The sequence below is a fragment of the Pseudomonas sp. 9.1(2019) genome, assembly GCF_009910445.1.
GTDB classification, from domain to species: Bacteria; Pseudomonadota; Gammaproteobacteria; order Pseudomonadales; family Pseudomonadaceae; genus Aquipseudomonas; species Aquipseudomonas paraversuta.
This window is the reverse complement of sequence record NZ_VBWF01000002.1, coordinates 356,219-373,184: the sequence shown is the minus strand read 5'-3', so window position 1 is coordinate 373,184 and position 16,966 is coordinate 356,219. Positions and strand designations below refer to the sequence as shown.

Annotated in this window: 17 protein-coding genes; 8 read left to right on the top strand and 9 right to left on the bottom strand. The window is 59.1% G+C overall.

Going from position 1 to position 16,966, the window contains the following annotated elements; genetic code table 11:
• The first annotated feature begins 80 nt into the window (after nt 1–80).
• From hisA to FEZ21_RS02340, 3 genes are all read left to right on the top strand, one after another.
• On the top strand, nt 81–818 hold the full coding sequence (gene hisA, locus FEZ21_RS02350; protein ID WP_003438566.1) for a 1-(5-phosphoribosyl)-5-[(5-phosphoribosylamino)methylideneamino]imidazole-4-carboxamide isomerase: 738 nt from the start codon (nt 81–83) through the stop codon (nt 816–818).
• A 10-nt stretch (nt 819–828) separates the two neighbouring features.
• Nucleotides 829–1,599 carry an imidazole glycerol phosphate synthase subunit HisF gene (gene hisF, locus FEZ21_RS02345; protein WP_003438568.1) on the top strand — a complete coding sequence of 257 codons (771 nt, stop codon included), beginning with the start codon at nt 829–831 and terminating at the stop codon, nt 1,597–1,599.
• Between the two features lie 63 nt (nt 1,600–1,662).
• The gene (locus tag FEZ21_RS02340; protein ID WP_010656320.1) at nt 1,663–2,418 is read left to right on the top strand and encodes an ABC transporter substrate-binding protein; all 756 of its coding nucleotides are present in this window, start codon (nt 1,663–1,665) and stop codon (nt 2,416–2,418) included.
• A gap of 127 nt (nt 2,419–2,545) precedes the next feature.
• On the opposite strand, the gene FEZ21_RS02335 is transcribed toward FEZ21_RS02340, so the two are convergent.
• From FEZ21_RS02335 to gpmI, 4 genes are all read right to left on the bottom strand, one after another.
• On the bottom strand, nt 2,546–3,328 hold the full coding sequence (locus FEZ21_RS02335; RefSeq protein WP_003438572.1) for a divergent polysaccharide deacetylase family protein: 783 nt from the start codon (nt 3,326–3,328) through the stop codon (nt 2,546–2,548).
• 1 nt (nt 3,329) lies between these two features.
• Nucleotides 3,330–4,643, bottom strand: coding sequence for a S41 family peptidase (locus tag FEZ21_RS02330; protein ID WP_003438574.1), 1,314 nt, complete (start codon nt 4,641–4,643; stop codon nt 3,330–3,332).
• Between the two features lie 35 nt (nt 4,644–4,678).
• Entirely contained in the window at nt 4,679–5,965 is a 1,287-nt protein-coding gene (locus FEZ21_RS02325; RefSeq protein WP_003438581.1) for a murein hydrolase activator EnvC, read from the bottom strand.
• Between the two features lie 165 nt (nt 5,966–6,130).
• The gene (gpmI, locus tag FEZ21_RS02320) at nt 6,131–7,666 is read right to left on the bottom strand and encodes a 2,3-bisphosphoglycerate-independent phosphoglycerate mutase (protein ID WP_003438583.1); all 1,536 of its coding nucleotides are present in this window, start codon (nt 7,664–7,666) and stop codon (nt 6,131–6,133) included.
• A 148-nt stretch (nt 7,667–7,814) separates the two neighbouring features.
• Here gpmI and FEZ21_RS02315 point away from each other — a divergent pair, with 148 nt between their 5' ends.
• From FEZ21_RS02315 to secB, 3 genes are read left to right on the top strand one after another with little or no spacing between them, the layout of a single operon-like run.
• The gene (locus tag FEZ21_RS02315) at nt 7,815–8,228 is read left to right on the top strand and encodes a rhodanese-like domain-containing protein (protein ID WP_003438586.1); all 414 of its coding nucleotides are present in this window, start codon (nt 7,815–7,817) and stop codon (nt 8,226–8,228) included.
• 2 nt (nt 8,229–8,230) lie between these two features.
• Nucleotides 8,231–8,485, top strand: a complete 255-nt coding sequence (gene grxC / locus FEZ21_RS02310; protein ID WP_003438589.1) for a glutaredoxin 3 — start codon at nt 8,231–8,233, stop codon at nt 8,483–8,485.
• 41 nt (nt 8,486–8,526) lie between these two features.
• Entirely contained in the window at nt 8,527–9,012 is a 486-nt protein-coding gene (gene secB, locus FEZ21_RS02305) for a protein-export chaperone SecB (protein WP_003438592.1), read from the top strand.
• 148 nt (nt 9,013–9,160) lie between these two features.
• Here secB and FEZ21_RS02300 read toward each other — a convergent pair whose 3' ends face one another.
• Nucleotides 9,161–9,616 (bottom strand): tRNA (cytidine(34)-2'-O)-methyltransferase, encoded by a 456-nt coding sequence (locus FEZ21_RS02300; RefSeq protein ID WP_003438595.1) that lies wholly within the window; start codon nt 9,614–9,616, stop codon nt 9,161–9,163.
• Between FEZ21_RS02300 and FEZ21_RS02295 the strand changes: the two genes are divergently transcribed.
• Nucleotides 9,615–10,052, top strand: coding sequence for a hypothetical protein (locus FEZ21_RS02295; protein WP_010656316.1), 438 nt, complete (start codon nt 9,615–9,617; stop codon nt 10,050–10,052). The two genes, FEZ21_RS02300 and FEZ21_RS02295, sit on opposite strands and share 2 nt — an antisense overlap.
• Nucleotides 10,053–10,458: 406 nt before the next feature.
• Here the strand turns inward: FEZ21_RS02295 and ntrC are convergent, their stop codons facing one another.
• The 4 genes from ntrC to glnA all read right to left on the bottom strand — a co-directional run bounded on the left by ntrC (nt 10,459) and on the right by glnA (nt 15,111).
• Nucleotides 10,459–11,892 carry a nitrogen regulation protein NR(I) gene (ntrC, locus tag FEZ21_RS02290; RefSeq protein ID WP_010656315.1) on the bottom strand — a complete coding sequence of 478 codons (1,434 nt, stop codon included), beginning with the start codon at nt 11,890–11,892 and terminating at the stop codon, nt 10,459–10,461.
• On the bottom strand, nt 11,889–12,974 hold the full coding sequence (gene glnL, locus FEZ21_RS02285; protein WP_003438604.1) for a nitrogen regulation protein NR(II): 1,086 nt from the start codon (nt 12,972–12,974) through the stop codon (nt 11,889–11,891). The genes ntrC and glnL overlap by 4 nt, the downstream gene beginning before the upstream one ends.
• A gap of 224 nt (nt 12,975–13,198) precedes the next feature.
• Entirely contained in the window at nt 13,199–13,486 is a 288-nt protein-coding gene (locus FEZ21_RS02280; protein WP_003438607.1) for a hypothetical protein, read from the bottom strand.
• A gap of 218 nt (nt 13,487–13,704) precedes the next feature.
• On the bottom strand, nt 13,705–15,111 hold the full coding sequence (gene glnA / locus FEZ21_RS02275; RefSeq protein ID WP_003438610.1) for a glutamate--ammonia ligase: 1,407 nt from the start codon (nt 15,109–15,111) through the stop codon (nt 13,705–13,707).
• Between the two features lie 333 nt (nt 15,112–15,444).
• Here glnA and thiI point away from each other — a divergent pair, with 333 nt between their 5' ends.
• Nucleotides 15,445–16,899: a tRNA uracil 4-sulfurtransferase ThiI gene (thiI, locus tag FEZ21_RS02270; protein ID WP_029612550.1), complete on the top strand. Its 1,455-nt coding sequence runs from the start codon at nt 15,445–15,447 to the stop codon at nt 16,897–16,899.
• Nucleotides 16,900–16,966: the final 67 nt, after the last annotated feature.

The following is a 16,966-nucleotide window of genomic DNA, read 5'->3' as shown; positions in this document are numbered from 1 at the left end:
AGTTAGGGGCAAGATCGCACTCCGCTCTTTCTTGCAGCTTCAAGCTCAACGCTTGCAGCTCTTTTGACGAAGGAAAAAGCATGCTGATTATCCCCGCTATCGATCTTAAAGACGGTGCCTGTGTACGTCTGCGCCAGGGCCGTATGGAAGACTCCACCGTGTTCTCCGATGACCCGGTGAGCATGGCCGCCAAATGGGTAGAGGGCGGTTGCCGCCGCCTGCACCTGGTTGACCTGAACGGCGCCTTCGAAGGCATGCCGGTCAATGGCGAGGTGGTGACTGCCATCGCCAGGCGCTACCCGCAGTTGCCGATCCAGATCGGTGGCGGCATCCGCTCGCTGGAAACCATCGAGCATTACGTCAAGGCTGGCGTCAGCTACGTGATTCTGGGCACCAAAGCGGTGAAGAACCCTGAGTTTGTGGCTGAAGCCTGCCGCGCCTTCCCCGGCAAAATCATTGTCGGCATGGACGCCAAGGACGGCTTCGTCGCCACTGATGGCTGGGCTGAAGTGAGCACCATTCAGGTCATCGACCTGGCCAAGCGTTTTGAAGCTGACGGCGTATCGGCCATCGTTTATACCGACATTGCCAAAGACGGCATGATGCAGGGCTGCAACGTGAGCTACACCGCGGCCCTGGCAGCAGCCACCAGCATTCCTGTGATCGCTTCGGGCGGTATCCATAACCTGGGTGATATCAAAGCCCTGATGGACGCCAAAGCGCCCGGTATCGTCGGTGCCATCACCGGCCGTGCGATTTACGAAGGCACCCTGGACGTGGCTGAGGCGCAAGCCTTCTGCGACGCCTACAAGGCCTGAGGAGAACGGCATGGCGCTGGCCAAACGCATCATCCCTTGCCTGGACGTGGATAACGGCCGGGTCGTCAAGGGCGTCAAGTTCGAGAACATTCGCGATGCCGGTGACCCGGTGGAAATTGCCCGTCGCTATGACGAGCAGGGTGCCGACGAGATTACCTTTCTCGACATCACTGCCAGCGTCGACGGCCGTGACACCACGTTGCATACCGTCGAGCGCATGGCCAGCCAGGTGTTTATCCCGCTGACCGTGGGCGGTGGCGTGCGTTGCATTCAAGACATTCGCAACTTGCTCAATGCCGGTGCCGACAAGGTCTCGATCAATACTGCAGCGGTGTTCAACCCCGAGTTCGTGGGGGAGGCGGCGCAGCATTTTGGTTCCCAGTGCATCGTGGTGGCGATTGATGCGAAGAAGGTTTCCTTGCCGGGCGAAACCCCGCGCTGGGAAATCTTCACCCATGGCGGGCGCAAGCCGACCGGGCTCGATGCAGTCGAGTGGGCGATGAAGATGGAAGGCCTGGGGGCCGGTGAGATCCTGCTGACCAGTATGGATCAGGACGGCATGAAAAGCGGCTTCGACCTGGGCGTGACCCGTGCCATCAGCGATGCGCTGGGTATTCCCGTGATCGCTTCGGGCGGTGTCGGCAACCTGCAGCACCTGGCGGACGGCATCCTCGAGGGCCATGCCAGCGCGGTACTGGCGGCGAGTATTTTCCACTTTGGCGAATACACCGTGCCAGAGGCCAAGGCCTACATGGCTGAGCGCGGGATTGTGGTGCGCTAGGCACTGGACAGCATGGCGGGCCCACGGCACTCTTGGGCACGCCATGGATTTAGGTCGTCTGTCATGTTCAAACCTTTGTTGCTCGCTCTCGCCACTTCTGCCCTGTGCCTGACGAGTGCTGTTTTTGCAGCTGATACTTCGCGTTACTCGCTGGTGCTGCTGACTGAAAACTTCCCGCCGTACAACATGGCCAAGAACGGCAAGAACTTTGCCCAGAACCAGAACCTTGAAGGCATTGCCGTCGAAGTTCTGCGCGAAACCTTCAAACGGGCCGATATCGGTTACAGCATGACCCTGCGTTTCCCCTGGGAGCGCATCTATCACCTTGCCCTGGATAATCCCGATTATGGCGTGTTCGTCACGGCCCGGATCCCCGAGCGCGAAGCCTTGTTCAAATGGGTCGGGCCCATCGGCCCGGATGACTGGGTGTTGCTAGCCCGGGCCAATAGCCCTATTACCCTGACCTCCCTTGAGCAGGCCCGGCAGTACAAGGTAGGCGCCTATAAGGGTGATGCCATTGCCCTGGCCCTGGAAGAAAAAGGGATGGCGCCGGTGATTGTGCTGCGCGATCAGGACAACGCCAGAAAGCTGCAGGCCGGTCAGATTGACCTGTGGGCCACAGGTGATCCGGCAGGCCGATTTCTGGCGCGTCAGGTAGGTATTTCGGGGTTCAAGACCGTACTGCGTTTCAATCAGGCGCAGCTTTATCTGGCGTTGAATAAAGAGGTGCCGGATGAGGTGGTGGCCAGGTTGCAGAAGGCCCTGGATCAGTTGCGGGCCGAAGGTGTGGTCGACAAGATCAGCGACAAATACCTCTGAGCCTGACCTGACCTGACCTGATCTGATCTGATCTGTAGGAGCGAGCTTGCTCGCGAGCTTTGCATTTAAGAGCTCGCGAGCAAGCTCGCTCCTACAGGTAGGGAGGGAGGGAGGCAGGGCAGGGGGCTTAGCGGTAAACCCCGTCCTTGCCGTGTCCGGCCATGGCCTTGTTGCTGCGCACGCCGATCATTTGCCTGATATCGATCCACTCAATGCCCTGGGCCTTGAGCTTGGGCAATTCGCGTTCAAGTACGGCAAGGGTCTGGGGGTAGGGATGACCGATCATCACTGCCGATCCTTGTTTATGCGCCAGCTTGATCGCAGTTTGCAGTTGAACGGCAATCGCCTCTTCGGTCCGCACATCGTCCAGAAATACATCCCGCGACACGCTGGCCAGGCCAATCTTCTGCGCCTGGGCCGCGGCGACCGTCTGGGCGCTGGTGCGGCTGTCGACGAAGAACTTGTGCCGTTGCTGCAGGTTTTCCATCAGCCAGGCCATGGCCTGCGGCTGTGAGGTCATGCGGCTGCCCATGTGGTTGTTGATTCCACTGGTGTAGGGCACGGCCTTGAAGGCAGCCTCGAGGCGCTTTGCCAGTTCATCGATCGGCAAGTCGGGGTGCCAGGCAAACGGGCCGGTCGCCGGGTCCATGGGCATGTGCAAGATGACGATCTTGCCGGCCTTGTGGGCTTCACGGGCAAATTCGGCGGCATGGGGGGTGTCGGGCATCACGGCGGTGGTGACCGGGCCGGGCAACGCCAGCACGCGGCGGTCCCGTGGCAGGTTTTGCCCAAGGTCATCAATGATCAGGCTCAGGTAAGCCTTGTGCGGTGTTGCGGCCGGGCTGGCCGGCGCCGCGTGGGCGGCACCGGTCAGGCAGCAGAGCAGGGCAAGCAGCGACGAAAAACGCATCTCAGTTGCCGCGCGTAATGCTCAGGCCTTTGAGCAGGCTCAGGGCCTGGCTCAGCTGGAAGTCGTCATCCTGCGGCATCGGCTTGGCTTTGGGGCCCGAACCGCTGGGCTTGTCTGCACCGCCGTTACCGTTGCCGAGGTGACCTTGCAGGTCGGCCTCTTTGTAGTACTCGGTGTCTTGCTCGCGGGTAATCTTGGCGCGGCTGACTTCGATGTCCGGCACGATGCCCTGGGCCTGGATCGAACGACCGTTGGGGGTGAAGTACAGCGCGGTGGTGATCTTCAGTGCGCGGTCATTGTTCAGTGGCAGTACGGTTTGCACCGAGCCTTTGCCGAAACTGGTGGTACCCATCACCACGCCACGTTTCTGGTCCTGCAGGGCACCGGCGACGATTTCTGATGCCGAGGCGCTGCCGCCGTTGATCAACACCACCAGCGGAACGCCCTCGCTCAGGTCTTTGCCGGTCGCGGAGAAGCGCAGCTCGGAGTTGGCGATGCGGCCTTTGGTGTAAACGATCAGGCCCTTGGTGATGAAGTGATCCACCACTTCAACGGCCGATTGCAGGACTCCGCCCGGGTTGTTGCGCAGGTCGAGAATGATGCCCTTGAGTTTTTTGTTGCCGTTGTCCCGACGCAGCTTGGACAGCGCGGCGGCGACTTCTTCGCCGGTCTTGACCTGGAACTGGGTAATGCGGATATAGCCGTAGCCGTCTTCAAGCAGCTGGCTCTTGACGCTTTTGACCTGAATGTTGGCGCGGGTCAGGGTCACGTCGAACGGCGTGCCGCCATTACGCACCAGGGTCAGGGTGATTTTCTGACCGATCTTGCCGCGCATCAGGTCGACCGCCTCGGTCATGCTCAGGCCACGGGTGGGCTGGCCGTTGATCTTGACGATAAAGTCGCCGGCCTGAATCCCGGCCTTGCTCGCCGGGGTGTCGTCGATTGGCGAGACGATCTTGATATTGCCGTCTTCGGAGCCGACTTCGATGCCAAGCCCGCCGAATTCGCCGCTGGTGCTCTCTTGCAGCTCGGCAAAGTCTTCAGGGCCCAGGTACGCGGAGTGCGGGTCAAGGTTGCTGAGCATGCCCTTGATGGCGTTTTCGAGCAGGGTCTTGTCATCCACAGGTTCAACATACGCAGCCTTGATCCGGTCCATGACCTCGGCAAATGTGCGCAGCTCGTCCAGCGGCAGTGGCGCCTTGGCGCTGTTGGCAGGCACCGGATGAGCAGCCGGCTCGGCAGCAAATGCCAGAGGCGAGCCGATCACCAGAGCGATCATCAGGGCCAGCGAGTTGAGGCGGGACAAATGCTGCATGTTGAACGAACTCCTACGTTTTAAAAGTGATGGGCTCATCCTTGAGCGCGACACCATTGTGCAGGGTCGCTGGGGCGGCCCTGCTGACGAATAGCAAAATACAGTGCGGGGGTCGCCTGACCACCGCTGTTACCGACGGTAGAAATCACCTCTCCGGCTTTAACGATATCGCCGGCCGACTTGAGCAGTGTCTGGTTGTGGCCATACAGGCTCAAGTAGCCGTTGCCGTGGTCCAGAATCACCAGCTGGCCGGCGCCGCGCAGCCAGTCGGCAAACACTACGCGACCACCATGTACCGCATGCACCGGGGTGCCTGCACCGGCGCTTATCATCACCCCGTCCCACTTGGTACGGGCATCATCACCACGGCTTTCACCGAAGCGCGCAAGCAATCGACCATCAACTGGCCATGGAAGTTTGCCCCGTGCCTGAGAAAAAGGTCCGCCGTAGGACACACCGGCACTCGAAACCAGGGCGCCCGGCGTCGATTTGACCGGTTTGCGCGGGGCGTCGGTGGCAACCGCTTCAGCCTCCCGTTGACGTTTCTTCTCTGCTTCCTGCTGGGCGATCAGGGCTTTTTGCCGCGCTGCCTCGGCTTCACGGGCCTGGCGGGCGAGGGTCTCTTCAATGGTCTTGAGGACTTTAGCCAGATCGGCCTGATCCTGCTCGCGAGCCTGCAGCTTTTGATCGCGGTCTTTAACGTCGGAATTCAGTTTGGCCAGCACTTGCTGGCGCTCTGCGCGGACTTTATCCAGTGCGGCGCGCTGCTCATCGAGGCTGCTTTTCTGGGTCAGCAACTGGGCCTGTTGCAAGTTGATGTCGGCTTCGACATTGGCCAGTTGGCGCAGGGTTTCGTTGAAACTCTTGAGCTGCTCCAGGCGGGCCTGGCTCAGGTAGTCGTAATAGGTGAGGGTTCGGGCGAACTTCTCGGGGTTTTGCTGGTTGAGCAGCATCTTCAGGTATTCCTGACGTCCGCCCTGATAGGCGGCACGGGCCTGAATGGCGATCAGGCGTTGCTGTTCAAGTTTTGCGCTGTGGAGTTTTTTTTTCTCGCTATCTAGGCGCAGCAGCTCGCCTTCACTCTTTTTTAGTTCTTTTTGCAGGGTTTCTACCTGCTTCTCCAGCTTGCCGATTTCGGTTTCGGTACCGCGCAGGTCTTTTTGCACGCCGGATTGTTCTTGCTGAAGCTGGCCAAGGCGTTTTTTTAGCTCGCCAATATCCTGGCGGGTAGCTTCCAGCTGTTGTTGGGTTTGTGCGCGCTCGTCGGCAAACGCCGGTTGGAGCAGGCATGCGAGGGTCAGGGCTATAAGGGCGCGAAGCATGGGGCGGGCGACACCTGGGGAACGGGACGGCCTAGTATGCCCGCCATCGTTACCTATAAGAAATGGATGGAAGTGAAATAGTAGCTGCAGATCCTGTACGCGAAATTCCTGCAGGAGCGAGCTTGCTCGCGAGCCTTGAAAGCTCGCTCCTGCAGGTGCATGGCTTTAAGCGTCGAGCAAAATGCTCTTGCCGGTCATTTCTTGCGGCTGCGCCAGGCCCAGCAGCTTGAGCATGGTCGGTGCCACGTCGGCCAATACGCCACCTTCACGGACCTCGAATGCACGCTTGCCTACATAGATGAACGGGACCGGTTCACAGGTGTGGGCGGTGTGCGCCTGGCCAGTGGTGTCGTCGGACATCTGCTCCACGTTGCCGTGGTCGGCGGTGATCAGGGCTTCGCCACCGACCTTGTCCAGCGCTTCGACGATGCGGCCGACACAGGCATCCAGGCATTCAACAGCCTTGACCGCAGCATCGAATACACCGCTGTGGCCGACCATGTCGCCGTTGGCGTAGTTAACGACAATCACGTCGTAACGCTGGTGCTCGATGGCATCGACGATCCTGTCGGTGACTTCGGGTGCGCTCATTTCCGGTTGCAGGTCGTAGGTCGCCACTTTCGGCGACGGGATCAGAATGCGCTCTTCACCCGGGAACGGTTCTTCGCGGCCACCGGAGAAGAAGAAGGTCACGTGGGCGTATTTTTCGGTTTCGGCAATGCGCAGCTGGGTTTTGCCGTTTTTCGCCAGATAGTCGCCGAGTACGTTTTCCAGGCTGCCGGGAGCAAATGCGCTAGGCGCCGGGATGCTGGCGGCGTATTGGGTCAGCATCACGAAGCCGGCCAGTTTCGGCTGGCGTGCACGTTCGAATTCCTTGAAGTCGTCTTCAACGAATACGCGGGTCAGTTCGCGGGCCCGGTCGGCACGGAAGTTCATGAAGACCACGGCGTCGCCGTCTTCGACCTTGACCGGCTCACCAATGGTGGTGGCTTTGACGAATTCGTCGCTCTCGCCACGGGCGTAGGCAGCTTCCAGGCCCTCCTGGGCGGTGGCGGCGTTGAACTCGCCCTTGCCGTCGACAATCAGGTTGTAGGCCTGGGATACGCGGTCCCAGCGGTTGTCGCGGTCCATGGCGAAGTAGCGCCCGATCAGGCTGGCGATACGGCCTTTGCCCAGGGCCTTGAAGGCCGTGTCTAGCAGTTCGATGGACGAACCTGCACTTTTTGGCGGAGTGTCGCGACCATCGAGAAACGCGTGCAGGTAGATTTTTTCGGCGCCGCGCTTGAAAGCCAGTTCGGCCATTGCCACGAGGTGGTCCTGGTGGCTGTGAACGCCGCCTTCGGACAGCAGGCCCATGATGTGCACGGCCTTGTCTGCAGCCACGGCTTTGTCGACCGCGGCGCAAATGGTCGGGTTCTCGAAGAACTCACCGTCGCGGATCGACTTGGTGACGCGGGTGAAATCCTGATACACCACGCGGCCGGCGCCGAGGTTCATGTGGCCAACCTCGGAGTTGCCCATTTGGCCGTCTGGCAGACCGACATCCATGCCCGAGCCTGAAATCAGGCCGTTTGGCATGCTCGCGCAAAGACGGTCGAGCACCGGTTTTTTGGCCGCATAGACGGCGTTGCCCTTGTGGCTTTCACTGTGACCGAAGCCATCCAGGATGATCAGGACCAAAGGTTTAGGCGTGGTAGTCATAGATCCCACTTGTGGCTGGTTTATTGGAAGGTGTGAAGAAGACGCGCAGTTTAAAGCGAAGTTCATGTGACGTCACCGCCGGGCGGGGTTTGGCCGACCAAGGCGGCTGTGTATACTGGCCCACATTTTACGACCCTGGAACCTTCTGATGGTTGAGCACCTGATTGCATTTGCGACTTCTCACTACCTGCTTGTAGGCGCGTTTGTCATCCTGTTGGCGCTGTTGATCGCCCACGAGATGAGCCGAGGCGGGCGCAGCATCAGCACGGGCGAACTGACCGGCCTGGTCAATCGCGACGAAGGCGTGGTGATTGATATTCGCCCGGTAAAAGACTTTGCCGCCGGCCACATCGTGGGTTCGCTGAATATCCCGCAAGACAAGTTGATGGCGCGCATTGCCGAGCTGGACAAGCACAAGGGCAAGACCATTATCCTGGTTGATGCCCAGGGCCAGCATTCAGGCTCCCACGCCCGTGAGCTGCTCAAGGCCGGCTACAACGCTGCCAAACTGTCCGGCGGCATTGGCAGCTGGCGCGCCGACAACCTGCCAGTGGTGAAGTAAAAATGTCCAAGGTCACCGTTTACTCCAGCGATTATTGCCCTTACTGCATCCGAGCCAAGGCTTTGCTTGAAAACAAGGGTGTAGCCTTTGAAGAAATCAAGGTCGACGGCAAGCCTCAAGTACGGGCCGAAATGGCTCAGAAGGCAGGTCGTACGTCGGTGCCGCAAATCTGGATTGGCGAGAAACACGTTGGCGGATGCGATGACCTGTTTGCCCTGGAGCGCGCAGGTAAATTGGATGCGCTGCTGAACGTCTGACTCTCATTCTCTATAAGCCCCAAGATCAACAAGGATCTGTGATGACTGACCAACAGAACACCGCTGCTGTTAGCGATGAAGACACCGCTCCACAATTTTCCCTGCAGCGTATCTACGTGCGCGACCTGTCGTTCGAGGCCCCTAAAAGCCCGGCGATCTTCCGTCAGCAGTGGGAGCCGAGCGTTGGCCTGGATCTGAACACCCGTCAAAAGCCGCTGGAAGGCGACTTCCACGAAGTGGTCCTGACCTTGTCGGTTACCGTGAAAAACGGTGACGAAGTGGCGTTCATTGCTGAAGTTCAGCAGGCTGGCATCTTCCTGATCAAAAACCTTGATCCGGCGTCGATGAACCACACTCTGGGCGCGTTCTGCCCGAACATCCTGTTCCCGTACGCCCGTGAAACCCTGGACAGCCTGGTTACCCGTGGCTCGTTCCCGGCGTTGATGCTGGCTCCGGTGAACTTCGATGCCCTGTACGCGCAAGAATTGCAGCGCATGCAGGAAGAAGGCAGCCCGACTGTTCAATAAACAGTCGATGCCCAATAAAAAAGCGCCTTGATGGCGCTTTTTTATTGCCCTTGTCCAAAGGCTATCTGTAGGAGCGAGCTTGCTCGCGAGCTTTTCCATGCGCCAGCAGCTCGCGAGGCAAGCTCGCTCCTACAGGTTTTTTTGCGTATTACTTGAAGTCCAGCTGGCGCCAGGCCTCGTACACAGCCACGGCCACGGTGTTGGACAGGTTCAGGCTGCGGCAACCTTCACGCATCGGCAGACGCAGGCGGTGGTCGCCGTCCAGCGCATCCAGCACTTCTGGCGGCAGGCCCCGGCTTTCCGGGCCGAAGATAAAGGCATCACCTTCGGCAAACCGGGCGTCGTGGAACGGCCGTGAACCTTTGGTGGTAAAGGCGAACAGTCGCGGATGGCCCAGGCTTTCGAGGCAACTGGCCAGATCGGCATGGCGCTTGAGCGGCGCGTACTCGTGGTAATCGAGCCCGGCCCGGCGCAAGCGCTTGTCGTCCAGCTCAAAACCGATAGGCTCGATCAAATGCAGGTGGCAGCCGCTGTTGGCGCACAGCCTGATAATGTTGCCGGTATTCGGCGGAATTTCTGGTTGAAAAAGGATGACGTGAAACATGCACGGCTCCGAACTTAAAGATAGGCAGCATTCTACGCCTGAAGAAGACCCGCGGCCGAAACTATGGCCACGGGTTTTAGGTTCTTTGGTGATAGTCGGTGTAATGGTGGGCATGATGATCGGGCGTTTGACCGCGCCTGTGCCGGTTGAGCTGCAGCAAGTGGAGGTGTTGCCCGGTGCGCTGGTGGTGTGGTTCAGCGATGAGCCCAAGCTGCATGGCGAGCTGGTTGATGGCACGCTGGGGTTGCTGTTCGATGCCAGGGGCAAGCCGCAGAACGGCCAGTTAAAGCTGGGTGACAAGGTGGTGAACTGGCGGCTACGGCATACCGATGGCGGGTTGCTGCTGACCTTGGTGGCGGCCCGTGCGCTGCAGGGCGACTGGGCCGGAGCGTCCCGGGACGGGCGCTGGCGACTGCAGGTAAACCTGCGGGAGTAATAAAAGAGGGAATTGCGGCCTGCCTGTACCGGTTCCCCAAAATCGTTGTGCGCCTCGATGCATAAGGCATCAGGCTGCGGGTGTAAAAGTGGGGAGTCTTGACCTGCCTGTATCAAGGTCCCCTAAAGCGTTATCAGGGTTATTGCAGGGTGCATGCCAGTTCTGGTTTTTCTGCCTGATTTTTTTCCTTGATATGCAAAAGCCCCGGAATCCGGGGCTTTTCTGGGACTGCTGTTTTGGGTTGTCGATGTTGCTGTAACCATTGATCCAGAGCTGTGCACACAAATAGTGCGTGTTGCCTGAAGCTGGTGCGGTCCTGCAGGAGCGAGCTTGCTCGCGATCGTTCAGGCCGATCACAGGGGTGCCATCGCTGGCCAGCCGGCTCCCCCATCATCGCGCCGCCGAGTCATGCCTCGTCGCTGTCATCCTCGTCGCTATCAATCTTCATCCCCAGCTCCTTGATCTTGCGGGTCAGGGTGTTGCGGCCCCAGCCCAGCAGCACGGCTGCATCGCGACGACGGCCTGCGGTGTGCTTGAGGGCGGTCTCGATCATGATCCGTTCAAACGTCGGCACGGCACTGTCGAGCAGGTTGGACTGACCCCGGCCCAGCGCCTGATCAGCCCACTGACGCAGGGCCTGTTCCCAGTTGGTGACCGGCGACGTGTCCTGCTGCAGGTTCAGCAGCTCGGGTGGCAAGTCGCTGATATGCACTTCGCGGCCCGAGGCCATCACCGTGATCCAGCGGCAGGTGTTCTCCAGCTGGCGCACGTTGCCCGGCCATGGCAGGTTTTTCAGGTATTGCTCGGTCTCGGCCTTGAGCAGCTTGGGCTCGACAGACAGCTCTTGCGCGGCGCTGCTGAGAAAGTGGCGGGTCAGGGTCGGGATATCCTCGCGACGGTCCGACAGGCGCGGGATATGAATGCGGATCACGTTCAGACGGTGGAACAGGTCTTCACGGAATTTGCCGGCCTGGACCAGGGTTTCGAGGTTCTGGTGGGTGGCGGCAATGATCCGCACATCGACCTTGACCGGCGTATGACCGCCGACCCGGTAGAACTCGCCATCGGCCAAAACCCGCAGCAGGCGCGTTTGGGTGTCGGCGGGCATGTCGCCGATTTCGTCCAGAAACAGGGTTCCGCCATCGGCTTGCTCGAACCGGCCGCGCCGCAGGTTGGCGGCTCCGGTGAAGGCACCTTTCTCGTGGCCGAACAGCTCGGACTCCATCAGGTCCTTGGGGATGGCCGCCATATTCAACGCAATAAAAGGCGATGCTGCGCGCGGACTATGGCGATGCAGGGCGTGGGCCACCAGCTCTTTACCGGTGCCCGACTCGCCATTGATCAACACCGTGATGTTGGAGTGGCTAAGCCGGCCAATGGCGCGAAACACCTCTTGCATCGCCGGGGCTTCACCGATGATTTCCGGCGTGCGTGCCAGCGCTGGAGGGACGGCCAGGCCTTGTTGTTCCTGGGCGTGCTGGTTGGCACGCTTGACCAGGGACACGGCTTCGTCGACGTCGAACGGCTTGGGCAGGTATTCGAACGCGCCGCCCTGATAGGACGCCACCGCACTGTCGAGGTCGGAGTGGGCGGTCATGATAATCACGGGCAGGCGGGGGTGCTGTTCGCGAATCTTGGCCAGCAAGTCCAGACCGCTGGCGCCGGGCATGCGAATGTCCGAAATGATCACGTCGGGCTGCTGGCGGGCGAGGCGGCTCATCACCCCGTCGGCGCTGTCGAAACTTTGTGTGGTCATGCCTTCCTGTTGCAAGGCTTTTTCCAGGACCCAACGGATAGAACGGTCGTCGTCGACGATCCACACGGTTTCACTTCGGCTCATGTCGATGCGGCTCCTTGTTCCAGTGGTAGAAAGATCGAGAAGAGTGTGTGGCCGGGGTGGCTCTCACACTCGATCAATCCCTGGTGCTGACTGATGATGTTCTGGGTAATGGCCAGTCCCAGCCCGGTGCCGTCAGGGCGGCCGCTGACCATTGGAAAGAACAGAGTGTCTTGCAGCTCGGGAGGGATGCCCGGGCCGTTGTCGATAATTTCGATTTTGGTCACCAGTCGATGGCGGATATGGCCGATGGTGAACTGGCGCATGGCCCGGGTACGCAGGCTGATGCGGCCCAGGCGCAGCTCGTTCTGGCTGCCAATGGCCTGCATGGCGTTACGCACAATATTGAGCACTGCCTGAATCATCTGTTCACGGTCGATCAGTAGGTCGGGCAGGCTCGGGTCGTAGTCGCGCACCAGCGTGATGCTGCCCTGTGTTTCGGCCTCGACCAGATTGCACACCCGCTCCAGCACTTCATGCACATTGGTCATGGCCAGCGATGGCAGCTTGTTGGAGCCCAGCATGCGATCTACCAGATTACGCAGGCGATCGGCTTCTTCGATGATGACGTTGGTGTAGTCCCGCAGGCTTTCATCGGGTAGCTGGCGGGCCAGCAACTGGGCCGCCCCGCGAATGCCGCCCAGCGGATTCTTGATTTCATGGGCCAGGCCGCGCACCAGCATCTTGCTGGTTTCCTGCTTGGACAGCTGGGCTTCTTCCTTGGTGATGCGCAGCAGCCGGTCGCGGGGGTGCACTTCAAGCAGCAACATGGTGCTGCCGTGGCTCAGGATCGGGGTCACGGCGTAGTCCACCGTCAGGTTCTGGCCGGTGAGCGAAGTCAGCATGGCTTCGCGCTTGGTGAACGGGTGCGCTTGCTCAACCGCCTGGCGCAGCGAGTGCAAGGCTTCGGTGGACTCAGTGAACAGTTCACTGATGAATTGCCCATGACTGCGTTGGCCACTGATGGCCAGCAGCATTTCCGCCGCCGGGTTCATGTACTCAAGACGCAGGTCGGCATTGAGCAGCAGTGTGGCGGTGGTCAGATTATCGAGTAGCAGTCGGTGCAGGGCATCACTGATGGTCATGGGCCGATCCCGGATTGCATGCGCGGGTGAGGCGCTGAGACTAGGAAAATGCAAAAAACAAACCAAGGCTCCGAAAAGAAGCGTTATTCGCCTGAAATAGGGGGTTGCAGCCCTTTTAGATGGCGTTTATGCGCTTGGAGTGAGTCGTTTTGAACCAAATTGGGCTGGCAAGTGTGTCTTCGCTCTGTTGTTGCACCAATATAGTGCAGATTTGCTGAATAGATTCAGTTCTCTGCGAGACGGTCTTGTGCCGCCTGACGATGCGGGTCGCGATCAGGTTTGATTGCCGGCCCGGGCTCTTGTTCGGGCAACAGCATGGAGGAGGGGATCAAGGTCGACGAATACTTGAATGCTGCGATCCGGTTTGCGGGTTGCACGGATATCGGCTCTGCCTGGACTCCTGCCAGGGGTACGTTGCTGAAGATCAAGCTGGCGTTGTCGGGGGCCTGGCGATAGACCTGCGCGCCAGCCGGGTGGGCAAAAACAAGCAGCAACAGTACTTTCGGCATCATCGCAGGCCGCCATCCCGTGGGAAGAAAAGGCGGTCATTCTGGGGCAGTGCTGATGGCTTTAATGTAGGGCGGGGCCTTTCTCGGCCGGGTCAATGGCAGCCGTTCCTGTCGGAATTTTTGTGACCGCGCAATCGGCGCCAGGGATAAAGTGCCGGGCATAAAAAAGGCCTCCCGAAGGAGGCCTCTTGGTAACGCCTGCACGGGCAGGCGTTGCTGGATCAGCAGCTGTAGTACAGCTCGTATTCCAGTGGGTGTACGAAGGTGCGAACCTTGATTTCTTCTTCGCTTTTCAGTGCGATGTAAGCGTCGATGAAGTCGTCGCTGAAAACGCCGCCTTTGGTCAGGAACGCACGACCTTTATCCAGCTCTTCCAGGGCTTCTTTCAGGCTGCCACAAACCTGCGGGATCTCTTTGGCCTCTTCAGGCGGCAGGTCGTACAGGTTTTTGTCAGCTGCGTCGCCTGGGTGGATCTTGTTCTGGATACCGTCCAGGCCAGCCATCATCAGTGCTGCGAAGCACAGGTACGGGTTGGCTGCCGGGTCCGGGAAACGTGCTTCGATACGGCGCGCCTTAGGGCTCGACACGTAAGGAATACGGATCGAAGCGGAACGGTTGCGAGCCGAGTAGGCCAGCATTACCGGAGCTTCGAAGCCTGGTACCAGACGCTTGTAGGAGTTGGTGGCCGGGTTGGTGAAGCCGTTCAGGGCCTTACCGTGCTTGATGATGCCGCCGATGAAGTACAGGGCGGTGTCGGACAGGCCGGCATAACCTTCGCCTGCGAAGGTGTTCTTGCCATCTTTGGAGATGGACATGTGAACGTGCATACCCGAGCCGTTATCGCCGTACAGAGGCTTGGGCATGAAAGTAGCGGTACGGCCGTAGGCGTCTGCCACGTTGTGTACGCAGTACTTCAGGGTCTGAACTTCGTCAGCCTTTTTCACCAGGGTGTTGAACTGCACGCCGATTTCGTTCTGGCCGGCAGTTGCCACTTCGTGGTGGTGCACTTCGATGACCAGGCCCATTTCTTCCATGGCGTTGCACATGGAGGTACGGATTTCGTGGTCGTGGTCGAACGGAGGAACCGGGAAGTAGCCGCCCTTGATACCTGGACGGTGGCCACGGTTGCCGCCTTCCACGTCCTGGTCGGACATCCACGAACCTTGTTCGGAGTAGATCTTGAACATGGAACCGGAGATGTCGGATTTGAACTTCACTTCGTCGAAGATGAAGAACTCTGGCTCCGGACCTACAAATACGGTGTCGCCGATACCGGTGGACTTCAGGTATTCCTCGGCACGGGTGGCGATGGCGCGCGGGTCGCGATCGTAGCCTTGCATGGTCGAGGGTTCGATGATGTCGCACACCAGAATCAGGGTTGGCTGTTCGGTGAACGGGTCCAGAACGGCAGTGCTGTCGTCCGGCAGCAGAATCATGTCGGACGCTTCGATGCCTTTCCAGCCAGCAATGGAGGAGCCGTCGAACATTTTGCCGTCGGTGAAGAAGTTTTCATCCAGCGCATCACGGGCCGGCATGGTCACGTGGTGCTGAGTGCCTTTAGTGTCAGTGAAGCGCAGATCAATCCACTTGACGTCATGATCTTTGATGAGTTGAACCGACTTCGACATAGTGTCCTCCGGGGTGGCTTCGGGCTAGGTAGTGGAGAGCCCGTTAAAGGTGGTTGATGCCGGCGCGAATACTCTGCCAAGGCAACCTGCCTCACAAGGGAGCAAATTGCATGCCAGTGCCCCGACTTGGGCGTAATGCCCCAATCTCAAGCAGATAAGGGCCGCAGACTACCGATTAAGGCGTCTTGCCGCACTCAAATGAAGCGAAAACCGACGCTTTTGACCTGTTTTGGTGCATCGAAAACCGTTTGTACGATAACTGGTTAAACCTTGAGCAATTTCCGCTATAATCCGCGCCCCCCTTTTTTGGCAGGCTGCTCGCGCGCTGTTTTCATGAAACTAATCGTTAAAGTCTTCCCCGAAATCACTATTAAGAGCCGTCCGGTTCGGATGCGTTTCGTCCGCCAATTGGCTAAAAACATCCGCGCTGTGCTCCGCGATCTGGACCCGGCTGTGGTGGTGACGGGCGTGTGGGACAACATCGAGCTGCAAACGCGCGTGACCGACCCCAAAGCCTTGAAGGAGATGACTGCGCGCCTGAGCTGCATGCCGGGCATCACGCATTTCCTGCAGGTCGACGAGTACCCGTTGGGTGACTTCGATGACGTGGTCGAGAAGTGCAAACTGCACTTCGGCGATGCGCTGGCAGGCAAGATTTTTTCTGTGCGTTGCAAACGCGGCGGCAAGCACCCGTTTACCTCGATGGAAATCGAGAAATACGTCGGCAGCAAGCTGCGTCGTGAATGCGGTGCGGCAGGAATCGACCTGAAAAAACCGGAAATCGAAGTCCGCTTCGAAATTCGCGACCAACGGTTGTTTGTGATTCACAGCCAGCACGACAGCATCGGCGGTTTCCCGCTGGGCTCGCTGGAGCAGACCCTGGTGTTGATGTCCGGTGGTTTCGACTCCACCGTTGCCGCCTACCAGATCATGCGCCGCGGCCTGATGAGCCACTTTTGCTTCTTCAACCTCGGCGGGCGTGCCCACGAACTGGGCGTGATGGAAGTCGCGCACTATATATGGAAGAAGTACGGCAGCTCCCAGCGCGTGCTGTTTGTCAGCGTTCCTTTCGAAGAAGTTTTGGGGGAAATTCTCGGCAAAGTCGATAACAGTCATATGGGCGTCATTTTGAAGCGTATGATGTTGCGCGCTGCAACCCGTATCGCTGAGCGGCTCGATATCGAAGTGCTGGTTACCGGTGAAGCGATTTCCCAGGTTTCGAGCCAGACCCTGCCCAATTTGTCGCTGATCGACTCGGCTACTGACAAATTGGTTCTGCGTCCGCTGATCGCTAGCCACAAGCAGGACATCATTGATCAGGCGGTTGAAATCGGTACGGCCGATTTTGCCAAGCACATGCCTGAATATTGCGGGGTGATTTCGGTCAACCCCAAGACCCACGCCAAACGCAATCGCGTGGAGTACGAAGAACAACAGTTCGATATGGCCGTGCTCGAGCGTGCGCTGGAGCGGGCCAAACTGGTGCCGATTGATCGGGTGATCGATGAATTGGGCCAGGACTTGCAAGTCGAAGAAGTCAGCGAAGTGCTGGCGGGCCAGATCGTGATTGACATCCGTCACCCGGATGCTCAGGAAGATCAACCGCTGGAACTGGCTGGCATCGAAGTACAAGCGTTGCCGTTTTATGCTTTGAACAGCCGCTTCAAGGAACTGGATGACACCCGTCAGTACCTGTTGTATTGCGACAAAGGCGTGATGAGTCGCCTGCATGCTCACCATTTGCTCAGTGAGGGGCATGCCAATGTGCGCGTTTATCGACCGAGCTAAGAGCCCGGGGCTGTATGCCTGTGGCCTGCGTCACCGGCCCCCCGACGCCGAGGTCAAGTTGTAACGA